The organism is Actinomadura vinacea (genome assembly GCF_039532545.1).
Taxonomy (GTDB): Bacteria; Actinomycetota; Actinomycetes; order Streptosporangiales; family Streptosporangiaceae; genus Spirillospora; species Spirillospora vinacea.
Genome location: NZ_BAAARW010000001.1, coordinates 356,946 through 379,333, shown reverse-complemented (window position 1 = coordinate 379,333; position 22,388 = coordinate 356,946). Strand labels below are relative to the sequence as shown.

General features: G+C 70.8%; 18 protein-coding genes. 10 read left to right on the top strand and 8 right to left on the bottom strand.

The genetic code is table 11. The features are described 5' to 3' along the window. Positions 1-322 precede the first annotated feature (322 nt). The 7 genes from ABD340_RS01710 to ABD340_RS01680 all read right to left on the bottom strand — a co-directional run bounded on the left by ABD340_RS01710 (position 323) and on the right by ABD340_RS01680 (position 9,045). Positions 323-1,360, bottom strand: a complete 1,038-nt coding sequence (locus ABD340_RS01710; RefSeq protein ID WP_344586495.1) for a hypothetical protein — start codon at positions 1,358-1,360, stop codon at positions 323-325. 167 nt (positions 1,361-1,527) lie between these two features. Then, positions 1,528-1,872, bottom strand: a complete 345-nt coding sequence (locus ABD340_RS01705) for a hypothetical protein (protein ID WP_344586494.1) — start codon at positions 1,870-1,872, stop codon at positions 1,528-1,530. Then, complete coding sequence (locus tag ABD340_RS01700; RefSeq protein ID WP_344586493.1) at positions 1,865-2,500, bottom strand: DUF6668 family protein; 636 nt, start codon at positions 2,498-2,500, stop codon at positions 1,865-1,867. The genes ABD340_RS01705 and ABD340_RS01700 overlap by 8 nt, the downstream gene beginning before the upstream one ends. 258 nt (positions 2,501-2,758) lie before the next feature. Beyond that, positions 2,759-5,017 carry a transglutaminase domain-containing protein gene (locus ABD340_RS01695; RefSeq protein WP_344586492.1) on the bottom strand — a complete coding sequence of 753 codons (2,259 nt, stop codon included), beginning with the start codon at positions 5,015-5,017 and terminating at the stop codon, positions 2,759-2,761. Next, positions 5,014-6,150 (bottom strand): DUF58 domain-containing protein, encoded by a 1,137-nt coding sequence (locus tag ABD340_RS01690; protein ID WP_344586490.1) that lies wholly within the window; start codon positions 6,148-6,150, stop codon positions 5,014-5,016. The genes ABD340_RS01695 and ABD340_RS01690 overlap by 4 nt, the downstream gene beginning before the upstream one ends. Before the next feature lie 3 nt (positions 6,151-6,153). Beyond that, positions 6,154-7,146, bottom strand: a complete 993-nt coding sequence (locus ABD340_RS01685) for an AAA family ATPase (RefSeq protein ID WP_344586489.1) — start codon at positions 7,144-7,146, stop codon at positions 6,154-6,156. A gap of 18 nt (positions 7,147-7,164) precedes the next feature. Next, a complete protein-coding gene (locus tag ABD340_RS01680) occupies positions 7,165-9,045 on the bottom strand; it encodes an NHL repeat-containing protein (protein WP_344586488.1) in 1,881 nt (626 codons plus the stop codon). Positions 9,046-9,666: 621 nt separating this feature from the next. Here ABD340_RS01680 and ABD340_RS01675 point away from each other — a divergent pair. Together ABD340_RS01675 and ABD340_RS01670 are read left to right on the top strand one after the other, a co-directional pair. Beyond that, positions 9,667-11,721: a serine/threonine protein kinase gene (locus ABD340_RS01675; protein ID WP_344586487.1), complete on the top strand. Its 2,055-nt coding sequence runs from the start codon at positions 9,667-9,669 to the stop codon at positions 11,719-11,721. Positions 11,722-11,898: 177 nt separating this feature from the next. Further along, positions 11,899-12,495 (top strand): class I SAM-dependent methyltransferase, encoded by a 597-nt coding sequence (locus ABD340_RS01670; protein ID WP_344586486.1) that lies wholly within the window; start codon positions 11,899-11,901, stop codon positions 12,493-12,495. A gap of 28 nt (positions 12,496-12,523) precedes the next feature. Here ABD340_RS01670 and ABD340_RS01665 read toward each other — a convergent pair whose 3' ends face one another. Next, positions 12,524-13,138: a TetR/AcrR family transcriptional regulator gene (locus tag ABD340_RS01665; protein ID WP_344586484.1), complete on the bottom strand. Its 615-nt coding sequence runs from the start codon at positions 13,136-13,138 to the stop codon at positions 12,524-12,526. 209 nt (positions 13,139-13,347) lie between these two features. On the opposite strand from ABD340_RS01665, the gene ABD340_RS01660 reads away from it, so the two are divergent. From ABD340_RS01660 to ABD340_RS01625, 8 genes are all read left to right on the top strand, one after another. Beyond that, the gene (locus tag ABD340_RS01660) at positions 13,348-13,722 is read left to right on the top strand and encodes a nitroreductase family deazaflavin-dependent oxidoreductase (RefSeq protein WP_344586483.1); all 375 of its coding nucleotides are present in this window, start codon (positions 13,348-13,350) and stop codon (positions 13,720-13,722) included. A gap of 167 nt (positions 13,723-13,889) precedes the next feature. After that, a complete protein-coding gene (locus tag ABD340_RS01655; RefSeq protein WP_344586482.1) occupies positions 13,890-15,278 on the top strand; it encodes a hypothetical protein in 1,389 nt (462 codons plus the stop codon). Further along, entirely contained in the window at positions 15,278-16,969 is a 1,692-nt protein-coding gene (locus ABD340_RS01650; protein ID WP_344586481.1) for a Dyp-type peroxidase, read from the top strand. Before ABD340_RS01655 ends, ABD340_RS01650 begins: the two co-directional genes overlap by 1 nt. Beyond that, complete coding sequence (locus ABD340_RS01645; RefSeq protein ID WP_344586480.1) at positions 16,966-17,712, top strand: hypothetical protein; 747 nt, start codon at positions 16,966-16,968, stop codon at positions 17,710-17,712. Before ABD340_RS01650 ends, ABD340_RS01645 begins: the two co-directional genes overlap by 4 nt. Continuing rightward, positions 17,712-18,677 carry a ferritin-like domain-containing protein gene (locus ABD340_RS01640; protein ID WP_344586479.1) on the top strand — a complete coding sequence of 322 codons (966 nt, stop codon included), beginning with the start codon at positions 17,712-17,714 and terminating at the stop codon, positions 18,675-18,677. Before ABD340_RS01645 ends, ABD340_RS01640 begins: the two co-directional genes overlap by 1 nt. Before the next feature lie 34 nt (positions 18,678-18,711). Beyond that, positions 18,712-20,808 (top strand): LodA/GoxA family CTQ-dependent oxidase, encoded by a 2,097-nt coding sequence (locus ABD340_RS01635; protein WP_344586478.1) that lies wholly within the window; start codon positions 18,712-18,714, stop codon positions 20,806-20,808. Then, complete coding sequence (locus tag ABD340_RS01630; protein WP_344586477.1) at positions 20,805-21,956, top strand: NAD(P)/FAD-dependent oxidoreductase; 1,152 nt, start codon at positions 20,805-20,807, stop codon at positions 21,954-21,956. The genes ABD340_RS01635 and ABD340_RS01630 overlap by 4 nt, the downstream gene beginning before the upstream one ends. A gap of 11 nt (positions 21,957-21,967) precedes the next feature. Further along, positions 21,968-22,375, top strand: a complete 408-nt coding sequence (locus tag ABD340_RS01625; RefSeq protein WP_344586476.1) for a YybH family protein — start codon at positions 21,968-21,970, stop codon at positions 22,373-22,375. The last annotated feature ends 13 nt before the right edge of the window (positions 22,376-22,388 follow it).

Sequence of the window (22,388 nt, the reverse complement as noted above, 5' to 3'; positions counted from 1 at the left end):
CAACGGGGACCCGACTGGCCGTCAGGAGCTGATCCACCGGGGCGGGCCCACCCGAAACGGGAGCGTTGAAGAAGCCGAGGGTGCCCAGGACGAGCCCCAGCGCGAGGGATACAAGAGACAGACCGAGTACGCGCTGACGTACCCGCACTGGGCTCTGACAGCGCTCTGCGCATGCTGCACGGGTCTGCCCAGACATCATCGGCCTTTGGCGAGCTGCTCGACGATGGTGAACGCGGTCTCGGTGATATCCATCAGGCCACATCCGAATCGCGTTGAACAAACATCACGGAATCGCTCGACTCAGACAAGGTGGACCCCCACTTCACAGTGGATCGATCAGCAGGGAAATGAACGCGACGGCCGCCCCAGAGGCTGCTACGACGCTCGCGAGCATCACCCAGCCCAGGCCAGCGGCATGCGCACCGGCCTCGCTCCTCTTATGCTTGATCGCCATATTGCCACCAACGATCATGAACCCCAGCACACACGCCCCCAAAACAGTCCAAACCAACCAGCGAAGCAATGGCGCCAATGGTCCGGCGACCGCGGAGACTCCCTCCGCGTGGCCACGTGGCAGGGTGACGTAGGGATCCTTATCTCTAGGAGACCCATCAGGAGGCGCGGGTACGTCCGGTTTTTCCGTGCTGTAAAGATCCCCCGAGCCGCTTCCTCCGCCGCCCGTGTTTCCCCCGCCGTTTCCGCCGCCGCCTCCCCCGCTGTTTCCCTCGCATAGCTTCTTGAGCGGGCCGTCTAGCAGACTACAGCCGTCACCCTCCTCATAACCGTCACCACGGGCACCTTCCATGCAATGCTCCTTGGCCGGCCCTTTGATGCCCGAACAGGCTTCCTCTACTCCGCCTATGCAGGTGATCTTCTTGTCCCCGCTCAGCGTGTCACAGTAATCCTGTTCTCTGTCCGGCTTGGGCCACTTGCCACTGTCGCTGCCGTTGCAGTACCCGATTCCATTTTTCGTGCCCAGGCAGATCTTGAGTTCGACCTTGTCGCCGGGCTTGTAACCGCGGATCGCAACCTCGTCGCACTTGCCGGCTTCGCCGGCGCGCAGCTGGCCCACCAAAGCACCCTTGGCATAAACCTCGCCGCGCACGTAGTGGCCGTCAGGCTCGATGTCGTACACCCTCACCCGGCCGGTTTTGCTGTCCCACTGAAGCGTGCCGCCAGGGTCGCCGTCGACGGTCCAGATGGCCTCCGTCGGCTTCCAGTCGGCGGGGGATTTCGGCTGTCCGGGACAATTGGTGTCCCAAGGAGGTGCCTGAACAGCCGAGACAAGGTTGACCGTGGGCTGCGCCCGGCCAATGGAATTCCGATCGGCCGGCTGGAATCGATCTACCGGGGCGGGCACAGTCGAGGCCTGGAGGACCGACCCCGAGACGGGAGCCAAGGAGCCGAGCGCGCCCAAGAGGAGCCCCAGCGCAAGAACTACAGCAGACAGGCCGACTACGCGCTGACCTGGCCGCACTGGGCTCTGACAGCGCTCTGCGCATGCTGCTGCCTGGGCGCGCCGGGACATCATCCGCCTGCTGAGGCGACGATCTGCGTGACGATGGTGTACGCGGTCGCGATGAGGGCGCAGGCGAATCCGGTGATGGCCAAACTGGCCATGTGACCGCCCCCCTCGCCCCTCTTGTGCTGGATCCCCATCCTGGCACCGATAATGATGAAGCCCGCCACACAAAGGCTAAAAGCGCCCCACATCCCCCATTTGAGCAGCGTCGTCACCACGTTGCCGAACGGTGGTTCCGCGCCCTGTCCGGGGTTCGGGATGGTCGGGCCACCGGGGCTTGGGTCGCCGGGGGCCAGGGCTGCCACATGGTGCACGAGCTCGGTCGTCCACGTGATCATCACATCAAGCATGTGCGTCCTCCGAGATGATGCGACTGAGGTCTTGAGCGAGCCTTTGGTAGGCGGACGGCAACTTGGTCTGGTCCGGGGGGTCGCCGAGGCGCAGCGCCTCCACCCACGGAAGCTCCCATATCTGGGGCACGCCTCCGGAAATGAGGCGCAGCAGGTCCTTCAGTGGCTTCGGGAGCTTTCCGGGGGCGTCGGCGATCACCACCAGTCCCAGCAGCCGCACTGTCGGAAGCACGCCCGCGGCCCACTGCCGGGCGGCGCTCTGAGCCGCGATGAGGCCGGAGGCATGGCTGCGCGCGACGAGAAGCACCCGGGCTTGTCCAGGGGGGTCGGGTGTCGGCCAGTACCGTCCGGCGCTCTTGCCGTAGGGGATGAGGGTGGTCAGCGTGGAGGCGCCGGCGCCCCCATGGCATGAAGAGAACCAGAGAGCAGGGCCGGGGCCGCTGTAAGCCGCGAGCCCCAGCGGACTCGTGGGCGGTGGCGCCAGACCCGCCGGTACGACTTGCCGCGCGTGGAACTGGCTGCTTGGAACGGTCCCCTGGGCAGAGGCACTCGTCACCGTGTCCGAGGTGTTCGGCGGGCCTCCGGGACCGGATGCGCCCTGTGATCGGGCTACGTCCGTCGCTTGCATGATCTATGGGCCCCCTCTCCGAAGGGGTCGCTCGCCGGTCAGGACTCGACCGACGGACGAGCACCTCCCGGGCACATATCTGGCACTATGCGCTGGACAGTCCGCGAGCCGCCGCGATCGTCAACCACCGGCGGGCAAGAAATCGTGCAGGCGGCGAGAAGTCTCTGCGTCAGGCCGATGTGAGACACAAAGGGATAACTTTCCCGGACTGATATGAACAGGGCGCAAGCTGGTCGTCACGCTCGGTCCGAGTGCGGGCTACCGCCTGACGGTGGACGTCCGCAGGGAGCCTGTCCGCACTCGTCGTTTCAAGCGGGACGGCCGAGCCGACCAGAGCGGCGCGCGCGGGTCCGACCACCATGACAGGCGGCGTGGCAGTGACGATGAGCGCCGCAGCCCGGTGGCCAGCAGGCGGACCTGCTCGGACGTGAACTCGGCGTCGTCCGGCGTGACCGGACCACCGAAGCCCGCCGCGTTCACCAGCATGACCAACCGGCGTAGCCGTCCAGGATCGGTTTCCGGCAACTTCGCCGCGAGACGCTCCGACACTTCGGCCGTCGTGGCGGAAGCGGGCATGGCCAGGCCCGCGAGCCGCATCGCCACCAGAAGCTCTGTCCAGCCCGCCAGGACCCGCTCGGGCGCCGTGCCCCGCCGCATCCTGCGCAGCCCCCGCAGCCGTAGCAACGGCACCCCGCCCAGAAGGAGAAGGAGCAGGGCCAGCGGGGGAACGACGAGCAGGGTGTACCCGCCACCTGCCAACGGCGGCTTGGCGCCGCGCCCACCACCACCCGCCAGGTCGTCGGCGTCGTCGCGGGACGTACCGTCGCGGTCGGTCCCATCGCTGTCCGGCCGTTCCTGCGGGCGCGGTCGCGGGGACGCCTCCGAACGTTTCCGCGGGTTGGGGTCGTAGGGAACCCAGCCCAGGCCCTCGTAGTAGATCTCGCCCCAGGCCACCGCGTCACCGGTGCGGATCGCGTGGTTGCCGCTGCCGCTGCCGCTCCCCGGTCCGAACCCGACCACCACCCGGCTCGGCAGCCCGGCCGCCCTGGCGAGGACCGCGAACGCGCCGGCGAACTGCTCGGAGGTGGCGCCGCCGCCTTTGCGGCCTGGCTGGACCAGCAGCTCGGCGAGTTCGGCGTAACCGTGGCCGCCCGGGGCGCCCGGCTCGAACGTGTAGGAGTCACGCAGGTACTCGGCGATACGGGCCGCGCGCTGGTGCGCGTTGCCGTCCCCGGCCGCCGTTGTGGCGATCTCGGCGAGGCGCGCCGGCGCTCCGGGCGGCAACCGCAGGTAACGCTCATATCCGGCTCCGGAGGCGGCCGCGGCCCCGGAGCCCTTCCATCCATTCCAGTCTGGGACCATCCCGGCCGCCGTGTACGACCGTCCGGCCACCGGACCGTCCAAGGACAGCAGCGTGCCGGACACGGCGTCGTGGCCGACCGCGACCGAGTCCACCCGGGTGGCGATGCCCGGGACCGGCACCCAGTCGCCGGGCAGGTTCCCGACCGATACCCGTACGGTGGTCCGCGTCGTCCGCGGCGGCACCACCTCAGGGGGCGGCAGAGCGGGCCCCGCGGGACGGTAGCTGCTGTCGGGCAGCCACACCGTTCCGGTGAACTCCGCGAGCGCGACCCACCGCGTACTCGTCGGCGGACCCGAAAGCGTCATCAGCGGCACATTGGGGTCAGCCGCCCACGCCGAGAGGTAAGCCAGCGGATTGCGCACCTCACGCGGCTTCTCGGGAGCATCGCCCTGCCTGCGCGGGTCGGACGCCCGTACCGGCCACCCCTCCAGCACGCCGGGCGCCGCGACCGCCGCGCCGACACCGGGAAGGCTCACCGCGCACACCACCGCCGTCCCCGCCGCGGCGGTACGGGGCAGAGAGCTTCGCTGTGCACGCACCGCCGCCGGGGCCCGCACCGCCACCGTGAACCCGGCCCGAGCGGTGTCGGGATCATCGCGTGGGGCGGAGGCCAGCGCCACCGCGGCGGCGCCGGCCAGCAGCGCCGCCGACAAGTACCCGGGCTCGGTCGCCTCCGGGTTGAGCGCGGCGGCCCCGCAGAGGAGCACCGTTCCGGGCAGCACCGCGGGCAGGACCCGGCCGTCGCGGCGCAGTACGGTCGCGATCGCTCCGGCGAGCCAGACCGCCAGCACGGGGAACGCCAGCAGGTCCACGGTCGCCGGGGGATTCGCCGCCGTGGTGAGGATACGGGCCCCCGAGTGCAGCACGGCGTCCACCACCGCGGGCACCGGCTCCTTGACCGGCCCGGGCGACCAGACGGCCAGCGCGACCAGCACGAGCGCGGCCACGGGCAGCCCCGCCGGCACCGCGAGGGGTCCCAGCCCGCGCAGCAGCCGGTGCGCCGCCGATGCGACGGCCACCGCCGCGATCGCCGTGCCGGCCAGCACGAACACCACCGGCGCCGACCGTTCGTACCCGGCGGCCAGCAGCGGCGCCGACGCCGCCACCGTCATGGTCACCGTCGCGGAGGCGAGGACGGTTCGCACCCGGCTCACCGGGTCCACCAGCGGCTCTGATTCCAGCCGGTGGCGAAGGCCTCCGGGGTCTGGGCCTCCAGAAGCCGCACGCCGGGAGGCGGTGCGGGGGGTTCTGCTCCGGAAGCGGGGCCTATCAGGGCGACCAGCGAAAGGCCGCGCCGCACGGCGAGGGCGTCCAGCGCCGCGGCGGTGTCCTCCGGGGCCGCCCCGGCGGGCAGCAGGACGACCGCGCGGCCGGTGGGGGCGGAGCGCAGCCGGGCGCAGGCGGTCGGAAAGTCCGCATCGGGACGGGCCGCCGCCTCGGCGAGCAGGTCCAGGTGCGCGCTGACGCCGGCGGCCGCGGGCGAGTACTTCCCGCCGGCCAGCCGCAGATCGATCGGGAGGTCCGGGCCGGACAGCACGATCGAGGCCGCCACCTCGGCGAGGTCGTCCAGCTCCGCCGGGCCGCGGCGGTCGTCGACGAGCACGGTGACGCCCGGCTGCGGGGAGTCGGCGTGCTCGCGCACCATCAGGCGCCCGCGGCGGGCCGAGGTGCGCCAGTGGATCTGGCGGACGTCGTCGCCGGGCGCGTGCTCGCGCAGCCCCGCGAAGGCGCCTTCGGTCGCCCGGGTCGCGGCCGCCGAGGTGTCCCGGCCGCCGACACCGGCCGCGGACAGGACGGCCAGTTCGTGGTGGCGGGGATGCACGAGCACCTGCACGGTCTCGTCGTCGGCTCGCCGGGTGGCCCGTACGAGCCCCAGCGGGTCGGTGCGGACCAGGCTGAGCGGGCCCACTTCCAACACGCCCCGCCGCTGCGCGGTCAGCTCGTAACGGATCTGGGCACGGGCTCGCCCCAGCGGGAGGACGAACGTGCCCGCGGGCGCGGTGACACGTTCGGCGGCGGTCACGCGCCCCTCCTCCGCGCCGTCCATTTCAAGGATGACGGTGACGGACTCGCCGGCGTGCACCCGTGCGTTCGTGATGCGACGGTGCACCCGGGTGGCGCGGGGCTGCCGGGCCAGGGCCATCGCCAACGCGACAGTGGGGAACGCCAGCGCGCCCAGCGCACCCGGTGCCAGGTAGCCCAGACCGAGAGCGCCAACACACAGGACGGCCCCGGACGCGAGCAGCCCCCAGCCGCGGCGGGTGGGCCGAGGCGTGCCCCCTGCCATGTTCTAACCCCGGTTCTCGTGCGGCACCGGCACCGGAACCTCGGCCAGGACCTCGTCCAGCAGCACGGCGCTCTCCTCCGCGGTGGCGGCGCCCGACAACGGCACCAACCGGTGCCCCCATACCGGCCCGGCCAGAGCCTTGATGTCCTCCGGGGTGACGTACACGCGGCCGTCGGTCAGCGCGTACATGCGCGCCGCCTGGCACAACGCGATGGACGCGCGCATCGACACCCCGGCCCGCAGCCGTGCGTGCCCGCGGGTCCGCTGGGCCAGCCGCAGCACGTACTGGTACACCGGCTCGGCGAAGATGACCCGTTCGGCGACGTCGCTCAGCCGTGCCATCTCCGCGCTGTCCAGCACGGCGGCCAAGTCCTCGGGAGAGCCCACGGCGGAGCCGCGCATCAGCGACAGCTCCGCCTCCTCCCCCGGGTACCCCAGTGGCAGCCGCATCAGGAAACGGTCGAGCTGGGCCTCCGGCAGCGGGAACGTGCCCTCCAGGTCGACCGGGTTCTGCGTCGCCACCACCAGGAACGGGCGGGGCACCGGGTGCGCCGTCCCGTCCACGGTGACCTGCCGCTCCTGCATCACCTCCAGCAGCGCCGACTGCGTCTTGGGCGAGGTCCGGTTGATCTCGTCCACGATGAGGACGTTGGTGAACGCCGGGCCGGGATGGAACTCGAACTCCCGGGTCCGCTCATTGAAGATCGTCACCCCGGTGATGTCGGAGGGCAGCAGGTCCGGTGTGCACTGCACACGGCGCGCCGTCCCGCCGGTCACCGCCGCCAGGGCGCGGGCCAGGGTGGTCTTGCCCATGCCGGGCAGGTCCTCCAGCAGGACGTGCCCGCCCGTGGCGAACGCGGTGAGGATCAGCCGCACCGTCGCGGGAGCGCAGCGGGCCACCGTCCCGACGCCCGCCGCCATCCGCGCGAAGGTGTCGGCCGCCAGCATCGCCTCCTCACCTGTGATAGCGGCAGGCTCAGCCGTAGTGATGCTCACGCTCGATCCTTCCCAGTGTTAGCCGCAGTTGGCCCAGCCGGTCGAGACACTCGCGCCGGATCCGCCTCCCGAGATGCGGACGCAGATGCCGGACGCGTTCACGAACACCGGCCCGGCGTAGTACTTGAACGTGCCGCCGTCGTACCCGACCTCGCCGCCCTTCTTCTCCTGCAGGCGGACCCAGACGTTGGTGCCCTTGCCGACATTCGCGCCGGTCTTCATCGTGACCGCGCAGTTCTTCTTGGTGCTGTTGCTGTAGAGCTGGTAGACCCGCCCGCCGCTGAACCCGACCGACCGCTGCACGTAGTAGTTGCCGCCCGAACTCGCGTTACAGACCTGCGCCGGCGTGTACGGGTTGGGGGTCGGCTTGGGCGTCGGCTTCGGAGGTTTCGGCGTGGGGGGCTTCGACGTGGGGGGCTTCGACGTGGAAGGGGGCCTCGGCGTGGAAGGGGGCCTCGACGTAGAAGGGGGCCTCGGCGTGGTGCTGCGCGGCGGCGTGGGCGACTTCGTCCCAGGCGCACTCGTGGTCGGTCGAGCAGACGGCATCTCGGGGACGGGCGGCACCGATTTCCGGGGCGGTTTCGGTGTGGGCCCCGTACGCCCGGGAGGTGAAGGGGTCGTTCCAGGCGTGGAGGGTTCGGACGGCGTCTCGGGCTCTTCCGGCTCCTCGCGCGAGGGAGGCAGGACGGGCAGGTCCGGAAACACCGGCTCGACAGGCGGTGCCGGTATCAGCGGCGGGCTGTTCTCCCCGCCGCCCGGCGCGACCGGGCGGTCCCCGCCCTTCCCCTGCCCGTTCGGGTACTTGCCGACCTTACGGGCCCGGCCGTCGGTACCGACGACCTGTGCGTCCGCGCTTCCCGGCGCGTTGATGAAGAGGTTGCCCTCCCGAACCTGCAACTCCAGATCGCCGCGCCCGGCCGGCATGGAGAGCGCGCCGGTCTGCCGTCCGGCCGGGTCGTACACCCGGACCTGCCCGGTCTCCCGCACGGGCACGTACACCTTGCCCGCGAACGGCACGACGGGTTCCTGGACGGGATCGGCCAACGGGAACGACAGGACCGGGCCGCCCTTTTCCACATCGCCCAGCGTGACCACCGAACCGGCGGCGGGGACGGTGACCGCGGCCAGCGCGCCATGGGTGCGCTCGGGCACCATCGCGCCCGCGAGCGGGACCGGCGCCGTGATCCGGCGGGTGCCGTCGCCGGTCGCGACCACCAGGTCGCGCCCGCCGCGGTCGAGCACCAGCGCGCCCTGGTCCAGCACGCTCAGCGCGAGATCACGGCCGGGCTCGGCGACCTCGTCGGTACGGGCGACGGCGGCGCCCTGAGCGGAGATCTTCAACGCCGCGACCGTGCCCTGCTGGGGCACCGCGACCCACAACCGCCCGTCATCGTCGAACTCGCCGCCGACCAGCGGTCCCGGCAGTTGCAGGGGGGTCCCCACGGGGCGCAGCGTGGCGGGGTCCAGCGCGCGCACCGTGCCGGAGGTGCGCTCGATCACGGCGGCGGCGGTGGCGCCCATCGCCAGGTGGGTGTCGCCGCGGGCGCCGACGTTCAGCCGTCCCGACAACCCCAGGCCGCTCAGGTTGAGCGAAGACACACGGCCGGTCTCGAGATCATGGATGAGCAGGTTCTGATCGTTCTGGGAGAGCCGCACCCGGTGGCCGCGGGCATCGGTCACCTTGCGGCGCCGCTCCACCTGGCCGTTGTCGGGATTGACCCGCGCCACCTCGCTCGCCGTCCGGCTCCACAACCAGGCGCTGCCATCGGACGCCTCGGTGGCGTGACCGATCCGGCCGCTGCCGAGCAGCGTCGCGGCCAGCGCCCCGGTGATCAGGACGGCCGTGCCCCAGCCGCCGATGCGTGCCCGGGACTTCACCGCGGTCCTTCCCCACGTCATCAGAGGCACCCCTTCGTCGTCCCCGGCAGGGCTCTGCCGTGTGGGCTTCCCGGTGCGGGCCCGGCGTCCTGACGGACCCCGGCCCTGTGTTCCTCAGTTCGCATTTCCGATCCAGCCCGCGCCTTCGCACTGCACACAGAGGTTCTGAGAGCGACTGTCCGGAGAAACCCGCGATGCGCAACGCTGAATGTGGCGGGCAATCCAAACCCGCGCCGGACACGGCCCGCCCTGCCGTGACCCGCGCGACGCTCGGCGCCCCATTGCCCATCTTCTTCGCACGGGTCCAGGCTGCCTTTGACAGTGCACGCCGGTCCCGCACCGTCAACCTGGGGCGCCCGGCGTGGCCGGGCTCACGGCTTTCCATCGGCGAAGTGGTGGACGTTTATCCTCGCCGTGTGGTCGGGTGCTCCAGTGGCAGCGCCACGGCCCCGGCTTGGGGCGTCGGGGATGGCGGTAGCGCCGCTTGCCTGCACTGTCTTTTCTAGTGGAACCGGACCGAGCTGGTCCGACCGACTACCAGAGCCCTGAGGACAACGTGTGATGACTACCGCGCCGAACCTTGTCGTGGCGGGAGACCCGGGCCTGTCACACAAGCTGCGTAGCACCGGACGGTTTCCGGCCGTGTTCGATGTCGCCTCCGCCACCGAGCTTCAGAATCTGGCCAACAGCGGCAAAGTGGGGTCCCCGGTCGCGTGCATGTTCGCGCCGGGCTTCAACGAGGACCTCCCCGACGCCGGAGTCCCCCGCCTGGCCGACGGGCTCGCGGCCAACGGGTTCACCGTGCTCGTCCACAGCTTCTTCACCGCACGCGGTGACCGGTTCGACCCAAGAGTGATCGCGACCACGGGGCCGATGAGCCTGTCAGACCTGCTGACAATGCTCGGTGCCGCCCAGTCGGCGAGCCCCGAACAGCCTGACCTGCAACCCGAGCCCCCACCGGACCCCTGGGCGCCTCCCGGACCGACGCCTGCCGGGCCGGCCGGCCAAACCCGGGCACAGCCACGGCCCACGATCAGCGACGCGCCGGCGCCCGGTCCGGCCCAGGCCGAGGTCAGCCACGAGCCACCACCCAGCCCGGTCCAGCCCGACATCGGCCACGAGCCACCACCCAGCCGAGTCCAGACCGACATCAAGGTCGCGCCACTTCCCAGCCCGGTCCAGGCCGGCATCGGCGACGAGCAAGAGTCTCCGGAAACCCCGCCTGGGTACGGCGAGCTGTCGATCATCCATCGCGGTGCCGGTGCGGTCACCTACCGTGCCGTGCACGAGCAGTCCGGCATCGCGGTCGCCCTCCGGGTGCGGCACGACGGTGTGGAGCCCCCACCGGATGAACTGGCCGCCCTAGAACGCGCCTCCCGCAGTGACCACATTGTCGCCGTGCTCGAGAACGGCCGTACCCCAAGCGGACTGGCGTTCACGGCCTCGGTGCACTGCCCCTCAGACGCGTTCGCACCGGGATCGCCTCTGACCGTCCAGGACGCGGTCGGGGCCGCCGTCTCGGTGGGCAAGGGGCTGCAGGCGCTGCACGAGGAGGGCCTGGTCCACGGCGATGTCCACCCTGGCCAGATCCTGCGCGGCACCGAGGGGCCGCTGCTGACGGGGTCGGCCACGCTCCGGGCCCTGGCGGCGCATTCCGCGCCGGGCGTGCTCGATCCGGTGGACCTGGAACGCATCGACCCTGGATTCGCCGCCCGCGAGGTGCTGCGGCTGCGGCCTGCGACCGTGGCGTCCGACGTGTACGGGCTCGGCGCGACCTTGTGGAGCCTGCTGGCCGGGCATGCCCCGTTCACCGGTGACGACCGGTGGGCGATACGGCAACGGGCGTTGAACGAGCCGGTGCCGCGGGTGCCGCGCGGCGACGTGCCGGAGTGGCTCGCGAACGTCCTCGCGAAGGCGATGGCGAGCGATCCCGCCGACCGGTACCCGACGGCGCGGGCGTTCACCGATGCGCTTGAGGACGGCCTGCGGGCCGTTCCCGCACCGCCCACCGAGCAGGATCCCCTTCTGGAGTGGGGATGGGCGGAGCCGGCACCACAGCCGGCACCACAGCCGGCACCCGAGCCGGCACCCGAGCCGGACGACACCGTCCGAACCCACCAGGCGACGATGCCTGTCGCCGCACCGATGCCTGTCGCCGCACCTGTGCCCCCAAGCCCTCGCGGCGGCCAACGCGGCGGGCAACGCGGCGGCCACCGCAAGCCCGTGCTGGCGTTCTTGGTGGCGTTCGTGGTCGTCGCGGTAGGAATCGCTGCGGTCAACCTGACGGCCGGGGACAAGTCGGCCGAGCGGCGTCCGACGGCGAAGGCGGAGGCGAAGCCGTCGCGGGCGCAGTCCCCGCAGGCGAAGCCCACCCAGGTGCCCTCGTCCAGCCCGACGGCGGTGCGGCCGGTCAAGGAGTACGCGCCCGTCCGGGTGCGGATCACCGACGGCCGGGTCTCGCTCGAGGTCGCCTGGGATGACCGCACCGGGGGTCGGGCCGCGCACTACGTGGTCGGCGGGCCCACGCGACGCGCCCCCTCCACCCTGGCCACCGCACCGCCGGGAGCCGCGAAGGTGATGGTCTCCGCGCTGAACCCGAGCGTGGACTACTGCCTGACGGTCGTCGCCGTCTTGGACGTCGACCGGGTCGCCCACAGCAAGCCCGTCTGCACCCACCGTGTCCAGGGGAACGGCTGAGCCGTCCACAGCGGCCCGCGAGTTCCGACATCACCACCGGGTCCAGTTCACCCCACGCCCTGTTCGTGGACGCGGGAAACCGGCCCTGGTGGCGACGTGCCGCGGCCACCAGCTCTTCGGATGCTCCGCCGCACCCCGCTGCGGCCTCTGGGCCGCGCCATGAGACGGTCTAGTCAAATGACGAACTACGCCCGCATGTACCGCTTCGGCATCACACCTTGGGAGCGCTACGGACAGGCAGCGGCCGCCAGCATCGCCGCCCTGCTGGACCGTGAGGAGACCGGGCGCTCCCGCCCGTTCGGCCGGGCGCTCGACCTAGGCTGCGGCCGTGGCCAGTTCACCCCCGAGCTCGGACGCCGGGGGTGGGAGGCGGTGGGCATCGACTACGTGCCGGCCGCGATCGAAGCGGCCAAGCGTCAGGAGACGGACGGGGTCACCTACGCCGTGGGCGACGTGACGGACCTGCCGTCGGCCGACCTGGGGACGTTCGACTTCTTCCTCGACATCGGCTGTTTTCAGGGTTTCGACACCGAACGGCAACGGGCCGAGGGGCGGAGTGTCTCCGCGCTGGCCAACCCCGACTCGACGTTGCTGATGCTCGCCTTCGGTCCCACCCGGCTGCGCTCCCGGATCGGCGGCGTGTCCCAGGCGGAGGTCGAGGCCGCCTTCCCGGACTGGGAGCTGCTCGACGTCCAGCCCGCGGAAACCGCAGGGCTGGGCTGGCCGATGAACAGGACCTCGCCGCAGTGGTACCGGCTGCGCCGACAGACCTGACCACCCGACCGCTTCCAGAGGCTGCGATCTACCTCCGGCGAGCTTCGAGCGCGTCCAGAATCAGGTCCAGGCCGTAGCCGAACTCGCTCGTGTGGTCGTAGCCCGGCCGCAGGGCATGGTCGACGATCATCTCCGTGAGGTACGGCAACTCGTCCGCCGGCAGGTGCTCGAGGATGCCGCCGGCCACTTCCTCGACATCGTCGGGCGTCGTCACTGGCAGGTTCGCCTCCTGGAGGACGAACCCGCCGACGTAGCTGTCGATGAGCGAGACGGCGTGCGCGGCCATCGGCAGCGTGAAGCCCGCCTCGCGAAGGACACCGAGGACGGCGTCGTGGTGGCGTAGCGTCGCCGGCCCCGGGGCGCGGCGAGAGTCCATGAGGCCGAGCGCCCAGCTGTGCTGCGACAGGACCGCGCGCGCGGAGGAAGCCCGTGCACGGATCGCGTCGCGCCAATCGTCGCACTCGGCACCGGGTAGCTCGATCGCCGCGAACACCATGTCGACCACACCGTCGAGGATCGCGTCCTTGTTCGGTACGTGGTGGTAAAGCGACATCGCCTCCACGCCCAGTTCCTGCGCCACCCGTCGCATCGTGATCGCCTCCACCCCGCCGCGATCAGCGACCCGGATCGCGGCTTCCAGCACGAGGCCTCTGCTGAGCGGCGTCCGCGATGGTGATGGTGACAAGGCGACTCCAAGCTACGGGGCGGGGTTGCCAAGCTTACGCGCGTAAGTCATCCTTACATACGTAAGTCATCCTTACGGGTGTAAGTCCGCCGGGGTGGAATCAGCCGGGAGCCCGGCGCACGTCTGACCCACGACGCACCCCGCAGGAGCGAGAGAAGGAGATTCCGATGCCGATGCCGAAGTGGTGGGGGCACGTCAACAAGCGGGTGTTCAACCCCCGCGCGATCGCGGGCGGGAGGTGGCCGGTGCTGACTCACGTCGGCCGCACCTCTGGCGCGACGTACCACACGCCGCTCGACGCGCATCCTGTCGACGGCGGCTACCTGTTCGTTCCCGTGTATGGATCGGGCTCGGACTGGGTGCGGAACGTCCTGGCAGCCGACGGTGCGCGGCTCCGGGTCGACGGGCGGGAGGTGGAACTCGCGGCCCCGCGCCTCGTCGGGAAAGAGGAGGCGTTCCAAGCCCTCTCCGATGAGGTGGCACGCCCACCGAAGCTGCTCCGCATCACCGAGTTCCTCCGTATGGACCGGGTCGCAGGCTGAGCGCAGCGAGAGGACGGCCTCTCCGGCATCGGCCCATTAGATGTTCCGCGGCCGGTCATTTTTCGAAAAAATCGCTGGATGCACCGGAATCAGGTCCTTGGTTACGCCTTTCACCGAGGGGTATGGACGCAGCCGGAAACGCTCAGCAATCACGAGGAATGACCGGCATGACCCATGCGAACGCCACCTCCGGGTCCGCGCGATTGAAGCTGTACGACCCGCCCGGATATCTGACCGATTTCGACCTTATTCCGGGCCAGCGACAGAAGTGGAGCGACGCGGTCTCCGGCTGGTTCGACGAGAGCATCGCCTCCGAGCTGCCCGTCCTCCAAGGGCAGCCATGCCAGTACATCAACCAGCTCAAGACGCCGCCGCAGGGGCCGGCGCTCACCCAGGACATCGTCTGGACCGGCTTTTCCGGAACCCTCCGCAATCGCTGGGGACGGGCGGAGGCACTACGCCGTGCCGAGCTTCTGATGCCGTTGTCCGAACGCATGGACGGGCCCGGTTCCTATTTTGTGGGCGAGCAATGGAATGGTCTTTACTATCGCCCGCAGGACGAGTACTGCGAATGGCGTACGACCCGCGACGAGTGGGGCCGCGTCGTCAGGGTGACGTTCACCTCCGAGCCGCCGGAGTACTGGCAGGCATTGCACGGGGACAAGCTCCCCGACATGAATGGGAAGCCCAAGTACGAAACGGTCGGCGACCGGGAGCTGCTGGTCGAGCGCTACCGCGAGTTCGTGAGCCCCGAGGTCGAGTACAAGGACCTGATCTGCTCGGAGGACCTGGTCGACCACAGCGATCCGCGCAAGCCCCGGGTGGTGTACGCGAAGGGCACCTACAACCCGTACAACCGCTGGAACACCGTCGACGGCATCATGCACCTCGGGCAGCCCGACAACACGCTGTCCGCGGAGATCCAGCTCGGCGCCGACGCGACCGTCCTGCGCACGACGACCCCGGCGCCCGGCCGCGCGGCCCCGATGGCCGACCCGGACGCGCTGATCGCCTGCGCCGGCTACGGCGGCCTCAACCGCTGCAGCGACCCGACGATCGGCGGGAGCGTGAACGAGCTGGCCGCGCTCGGGTTCGAGATCACCCTCGCCAATCCCGTCGGCCTCTACATGGACCACCTGGAGATGACCGGGTGGGCCGGGCCCGGCGGCGCGGAGGTCGATCCCGCCTTCTTCCGGATCCTGCGCGGCCGGCCCGGGATGATCGAGCGGGCCGTGCTGGAGGTGCCTCCGGAGGAGGGCTACTCCGTGGGCGACATCACGATCGGCGGGGTGCCGATCACGTCCGGCGGCCAGGTCGCCGAGTGCGTCACGATGAAGATCATCGGGCAGGTGTCGGCGCCGAAGCGCTTCACCAACTGGGCCGTCGACTGCGAGTGCCAGAAGCGCCGCTGCGGGGCGTGCGCCGACGCGACCAACCCCGAGTTCCTCTACTACCGGGGGTCCGAACAGCCCTGCCGGTCCGGCACGCTGCCCGCCTTCGACTACCCGCAGGCGTCGCTGGCCACCGCAGGCCGTCCGAGCGAAGGGGGCCGGTGATGGCCGACCAGCAGTACGAACCAGCGCTGGAGCCGGTGCTGGACGCCGACGAGATCCAGGGCAACATCGTCCCGGGGTTCCTCAAGCCGCACATGGCCGTCGCGGCCTTCACGATCGCCGACCCGGCGGAGGCGCGGCGCTGGTTCGCCCGCATCGCGCCGTCGGTGACGACGCTGGCGCGGGTCATGGAGACGCGGGTGAAGGTCAGGCGGCTGCGCGGTTTCACCGCGGCCAAACGGCTGGAGACCCTCGGCGAGATCCCCGCGGAGGTCGACGACGCCTGGTTCAACGTCGCGGTGAGCCGCGCGGCCTTGGAGAGGCTGCTCGCGGGCGGGCCGCACGCCTCCGACGTCAAGTCCTTCGAGGACGAGGGGTTCGCCCTCGGGATGGCGGCGCGGTCGTCACTGCTGGGCGATCCCACCGACCCGTCCAGCGAGGGCAACCCGGCGAACTGGCGGCTCGGCGGCCCCGGCAACGAGGCCGACGTGCTGCTGGTGTTCAACGCCGACCGGCAGGAGGCGTGCCGGGAGCTGATGGAGGAGATGCGCCGCGGCGCCGAGGCGGGCGGCCTGCGCTGCTTCTACGAGGAGGAGGGCGCCAAGCTCAACGACCTCGGGGCCGAGCACTTCGGCTTCCAGGACGGGGTGTCGCAGCCCGGGGTCCGCGGCCGGTTCGCCGAGGAGCCGGACGCCTTCATCACGCCGCGGCTGGTGGACCCCGACGCGGTCCCCGACGCCTGGCTCTACGGGCTTCCCGGCCAGTACCTGGTGTGGCCCGGCGAGTTCGTCTTCGGCTATCCCAAGTCGGGGGCCGATCCCCTGATGCCGGGCCGGGTCAACCTGCCCGGTCCGTCGTGGAGCCGGAACGGCTCCTACCTGGCTTTCCGTCGGCTGCGGCAGGACGTGCCGGCGTTCCGGACGTTCGTGCGCGAGGAGTCGGAGCGACTGTCGAAGCAGCAGGGGTTCGCGCAGGCGACGCCCGAGTGGCTGGCGGCGCGCGTGGTGGGGCGCTGGCCCAGCGGCGCACCCGTGGTGCGCCTGCCCGACAAGGACGATCTGTCGCTGGGCGTCGACCGTCTCGCCAACAACAACTTCGGTTTCGCGTTCCCGGGCGGCCCGCCGCCGCTCCACGTCGGGGACGGCGACACGGACGGCTGGCCCGAGGCCAAGGCCGACCCGGTGGGCTTGACCTGCCCGATGGCCGCCCACATCCGCAAGCTGAACGCACGCGGGACGCCGAACGACCTCGGCGGGCGGCGGGCGTCGTTCGGCCGCCGCATCCTGCGCAGGGGGCTGCCGTACGGACCGCCGTACGCCGAGGACGATCCCGGCACGCACGACGCCGACCGCGGCCTGCTCTTCCTGTCGTACCAGGCCTCGCTCAGCGACCAGTTCGAGTTCCTGAGCACCAGATGGATGGGCAGCCCGACCGCGCCGCGCAGCCCGAGCGGACACGACATGTTCATCGGCCAGAACGGCGAGCCGGGCCAGGGCCGCCGCAGGCAAAGCACGATCTTCGGTTCGGGCGGGGCGGCCGGGTCGCTGTCGGCCACCGCCGAGTGGGTCGTCCCGACCGGGGGCGGCTACTTCTTCAGCCCGTCGATCAGCGCCCTGCGCGACGTGCTGGGCGAGACCGGGGAAGGCGGCCGGGAGTCCGGCCGGCAGGGAACCGCACGAGGAGGCGCACGATGACCCCATCCGATCCGATCATCGACGAGCCCGGTGAGCACAACTTCTTCATGATCGGCATGGAGACGCTGTTCCTGTCCCATATGCCGATGTTCACCATGGGCAAGCACATGTACCAGATCGTGCTGCGGGCGTCGCTGCCGCCGGAGGTCATGCGGGGCTACCAGGACCGCCGCAGGAAGAACCCCGGGCAGACCTTCAACCTCGTCAATCGCGAGAACGACAAGATGACACTGCCGGGGATCAAGTCCGGGCGGGTGAGGTCGTTCCGGGCGGACCTGTACAGCGCCTATGACGACGACCAGCAGGACCCGAAGCCGATCGGGCCGCCGTTCGCGGAGAACGTCCCGGTCACGGTGGAGGACGTGGTGCTCTTCCGCCACTTCAACAAAGACATCCCGCGCCCGGAGCACCACAACTATGTGGTGTTCGGCAGGGGCGCGGAGGCGCACCTGACCCACTACATCGCGTGCGACCCCGATTTCCAGCACATCGTCACCCTCGGGAGGGTGCCGGACTGGATGTCGGCGGAGCAGGTCGAGGCGAGCGCCGAGCTCACGCTCCAGAACGGCCCGAGCCTTCCCGTCCCGTGCCGGGAGCCGCTGCCCGAGGGTTCCTGCCCGGTGCTCTTCCAGGGCAGGAAGGACGCGCCGGCGACCCTTGATCTCAGGGGCGCCGTGACGGTCTGGTTCAGCACCGCCAACCAGCTCAACGAGAACGACCCCTGCGCGGAGGCGGACTTCTGATGACGCTCGCGGCAGAACCGACGACGACGTGGGACCTGCGCCACCTGAGAAAGCATCTGCAGGGTCTGGTCGACCTGGAAATGTGGACCATTCCCTACTACATGGCCGCGATGTACTCGGTCGTCGACCCGGCGCACCGGGCGTTCCGGCTGGTCGAGGCGGTCCTCCGGGAGGAGATGCTGCACCTGCAACTGGCCTGCAACATCGCCAACGCCTACGGGCACAAGCCGAGGTTCAGGCCACCGAAGTACCGGGGCAAGAAGATCCCGCACCTCGACTTCTCGCTGAACCATCCGGATCCGACGGAGCTCTACAGTCCGTACAGCGCGGAGATCGGACCGCTGGACGAGAAGCGCATCAACACCATGTGCCTCGTCGAGTATCCGGACTGGAAGTCGAGCAGCCTCATGGCTCCGTACGCGGAACTCGAGAAGTACCGCTCGATCGCGGAGTTCTATCACGTGACCAGCTTCGGCATGTGCGAACTCGTCAGCGAATTGCGCGGCGGGATCAACCAGGTCGACGAGTTCGGGGCCTTCTACCAGTGGTTCGGCGAGCAGCGGATCACCGAGGACGGGCCGGGCGGGCTCGCCCAGGCGCTGGAATTCGTCAACCTGATCGTCGATCAGGGCGAGGGCGAGTCGGATGGGGACTCCGAGGTGGCGTGGGAGCATCGCAACACCGCCGACGGATACGCGGAGGCATGGTCGCACTTCCGCCGCTTCGAGGACCTGCGCTACGACCTGGCGGACCTGCCCGAGGTCTATTCCGCCGTCCCGGAACCCCTGAATGAAGACGGGCAGGAGGCGCAGCGCATCCTCGTGCAGGATTTCCGCCGCCTGCTGGAGATCCTTGGCGACCTCTTCGCCGGTCGCCCGGCGGACGATTTCGGCTCCTGCATGGCCGAGGTCGGCGGGGACGTCCTCGCCTGCTGGCGGCACGGTGCCGTCCCCAGATTCTCCTGAGGATCAGGGCCACGAGCGTCGAAGGGAGAAAGCGGTGGCCGATTCCGCTTACCAGTTCCGGATTCACCCGGCGATAGGCATCGCCAGGGTGGGCAACAGTGCCGAGTACCACCTCGGCCCGGAAACGATGACCGGAATGCCCGCACCTCCGGACGGCACGGTCACCGGGGGCCTGCCCATCCGGGCCGGGACCGAGGACGAGCCCATCACCAGCGGCGACCTGAGGGACTCCGACGGGGCTCTGAAGCGCCAGGCGGCGCGGTTCAGGATCTACGCCTATCCCGAGGAGCAGGCGGACGCCTATCCGTCCGGGGCCGGTACGGAGATACGCATCGGGAGCGAGATCGGCGGCCGGACCGTCGCCGACATCGTCTGGACCGTTCACCTGGCCAACAAGAAGGCGAACTCCTACGTTCTCAACGACGACCTCGGCATCCACCTCTACGAGCCGGAGCACCAGCAGCGGCTTTTCGTGCGCAACGCACAGGACGGCACCGACCTCGGCAGCCTGGAGCGCCTCAACCGCCTGGTCATCGACCCGGGGCCGCGCGCCATCCAGGGCAAGGAAACGGGGCCGGTCCGGTTCGACCGGGAGACGACGCCCTGCGCGGGTGACGGCGCGCGGATCAAGCCCGTCCCCAGGTACCCCAAGGCGTTCCCCTGCGACCGGTACGACGAGCTCTACGAGCCCACCGGGCGCATCGACACGCTCGGCGAGCTGCTCACCGACGAGCACGGCCGGCTGCTGGTCCTGCCCGCGCCGGGCCGGGCCTGCGGCAGGTACATGCCCGACGGCAAGCCGTACCCGCTGATCGGCGACCTGCTCTCGCCGGGCGTGTACGGCGACGTGAACGCCGACGGGTGGTTCGACGACACCGGCGACGGCCCGGTGACGGCGGTGCTGGTGTTCGAGGACGGCGGCACGCAGCCCGTGCACGGGGCCTGGGCGATCACCACCGATCCCGGCTACGCCCCGCAGATCCGCAACGTCGTCACGCTGTGGGACGACATCTACGACACCTGGGTGCGCGAGCTCGGGTTGCAGCCCGAGCTGTTCAACGGCCGCGAGTTCGATCTGGGGTACCGGCCGGCCTTCGACGACGAACTGGCGCCGCTCTTCCGCGCCGCCGCACAGCAACGCTGGACGACCAACCTGCCAGAACGCGCGGTCGACGCGCACGAGTCCGTCGGCAGCATCGACGCGGACAGCGACCCGGCCGACACGGTCATGACCGGGCTGGCCTACATCCGCGATCCCGCGAACACCGAGCAGTCCCATGTAGGGCCGCCGTACATGCCGCTGGCCATGGGCGACGCCGGGCTGGCGTTCCTGACCGTCACGCCGACCCAGTACTTCCTGCTCCAGCAGTGGGACCAGCGCCTGGCCGATCCCGGCGGCGGACCGCGGCTCGGGCCGGGCGAGCATCTCGACAAGGCGGTGCTCACCAACTGCCTCGGCGGGCGTTTCGCCCCCGGCATCGAGATGACCTTCATCGTGCGGGAGGAGGACATCTACCGGACGGACTGGCGAGAGTCGGGCTGCGGGCCGTTCCGGCTGCGGGCCCGCGACCTCGACTACGGCAGCGCACGGCCGGATCGGCCCTTCCTCACCGTCGGCTACATCCCCTTGCATCCGGCCCCGGGGGAGACCGCACCGCTGGAGCCGGGCGACGCGACCAAGTTCATGGCGGTCCCCTGGCAGACCGACTACAACTCGTGCGCGACGCACAATGTGGCGCCGAACCTGCCGAAGAGCACCACGCTGTTCTGGTCGTGGCCCGCCCAGCGTCCCGTGCAGGTGCACCGGGCCCAGGACGTCCGCGGCGAGCAGCTGGGGCCGCAGTACTACTCGGTCCGGGGAGAGGGCACCGAGTCCGAGGACCTGGGGGAGGTGGGCAGGTACCAGAAGCTGCTGGACAGTGTCATCCACTGGCACCGGATCGGCTTCGTCCTCCAGGGCAGCCGGATCGACGGCGACGGCGGCGCGGGGCACTCCGCCGACCAGTACCTGGAGGTCGCCGGCCAACTCGACAACGGGACGTCCGAGGAACCCAAGATCGATCCCTGGCCGATGAACTCCGACCACTGGGACGACTTCAGCGGCGCCAAGTACAGCCGGCCGTCACCGTGACCCGCGACCCCGATGTCGTGATCATCGGGGCGGGGCCGGCGGGCTCCGCGACCGCGATCGCCCTGCGGCGAGGCGGGGTACGAGTGCTGCTGGTGGACGCGGGCCGCCCCGCCCGGCCCGGCACCACCCGGCCCGGCACCACCCGGCCCCGCACCGCCGAGAGCGTCCCGCCCGACATCCGTCCGCTCCTGGAGGACCTCGGCGTATGGGACGACTTCCTTTCCCAGGGGCACGAGCCCTGCCTGGGCTCCTTCTCGTCGTGGGGCGGGGAGGCGCTCGGCTACAACGACTACCTGTTCAACCCGCACGGCACCGGATGGCAGCTGGACCGCGACCGCTTCGACGCGCTCCTGGCCCGGCGCGCCGCCGGGCTGGGCGCGGAGGTGCTGCCGCACGGCAGGCTCGTCGGCGCGCCGCGGGCCGTGCCCGGCGGGGTCGAGCTGCGGGTCGCACAGGGTGGGCGCCCGCCCCGCACCGTGCGCGCCGCCGTCGCCGTCGACGCCAGCGGGCGCCGCTGCCGGCTCGCCCGCGCGATGGGCGCGCGCCCGCGCCACCACGACCGGCTCGCCTGCGTCACCGGCGTGGTACGGCTCGCCGCCTCGTCGGTGTTCCCGCGCCTCACGCTGGTGGAGGCGACCGAGCACGGCTGGTGGTACGCCGCGCGGCTGCCCGGCGACCGGCTCGCGGTGGCGGTCGCCAGCGATCCCGGCATCGTGCGGTCCTTGAAGCTGCACACGGCGGAGGGCTGGTTCGCGGGCGCGCGGGCTGCGTCCAGGCTGTCCGGCGAGATCGCGGGCCGGCCGCTGGCGGGCGGGCGGGTGACGGCCCGCGCCGCGCCGTCCTTCGTTCTCGACCGTGCCGCCGGGCCCGGCTGGCTGGCGGTCGGCGACGCCGCCGCGCCCTGCGACCCGCTGTGCGCGCGCGGCCTGCACAACGCGCTCGCCGACGCGCGGACGGCCGCGGCCCTGATCGCGGAACGGCTGGACGGCCGTCCCCGCGACCCGGCCGAGCACCACCGCGCGGTCGGTCTCCGCTTCGACGACTACCTGCGCGTCCGGGACCACCTGTACGGGCTGGAACGCCGCTGGACCACCGCGCCGTTCTGGCGCCGCCGCCGAGACGCCGGCCGCACGAAAACGGTCATCTGAAGGTGAGCACCATGACACCGTCCAATCCTCAGAAAGACGAAACCGAAATCCGGCGCATCTTCCAGGAGGAGCTGCCCGCCTATGTCCGCGCGTCGGACATCACCGGATACATGAGCCTGTGGGACGAAGACTGCATGTGGTGCCCACCGGACCTGCCCGAACGCCGGGGAAAGGACGAGATCCGCAAGGGCGTCTCCGACTTCCTCGCCGAGTACGAGATCGACCCGACCTTCCACGCCGAAGAGATCAAGGTCGTCGAACAATACGGATATGTGTGCGGCACGTCCTACGAGGAGGTGCGTCCCAGGGAGGGCGGTCCCTCGAAGACCGTCCGCAGCCGGGAGATCTGGCTCCTCCGCCGCGCCGACGGCGACTGGAAGATCGCCCGCATCATCTTCAACCACCAGCCCGCCGGCTGAGCGCCGACCTGCC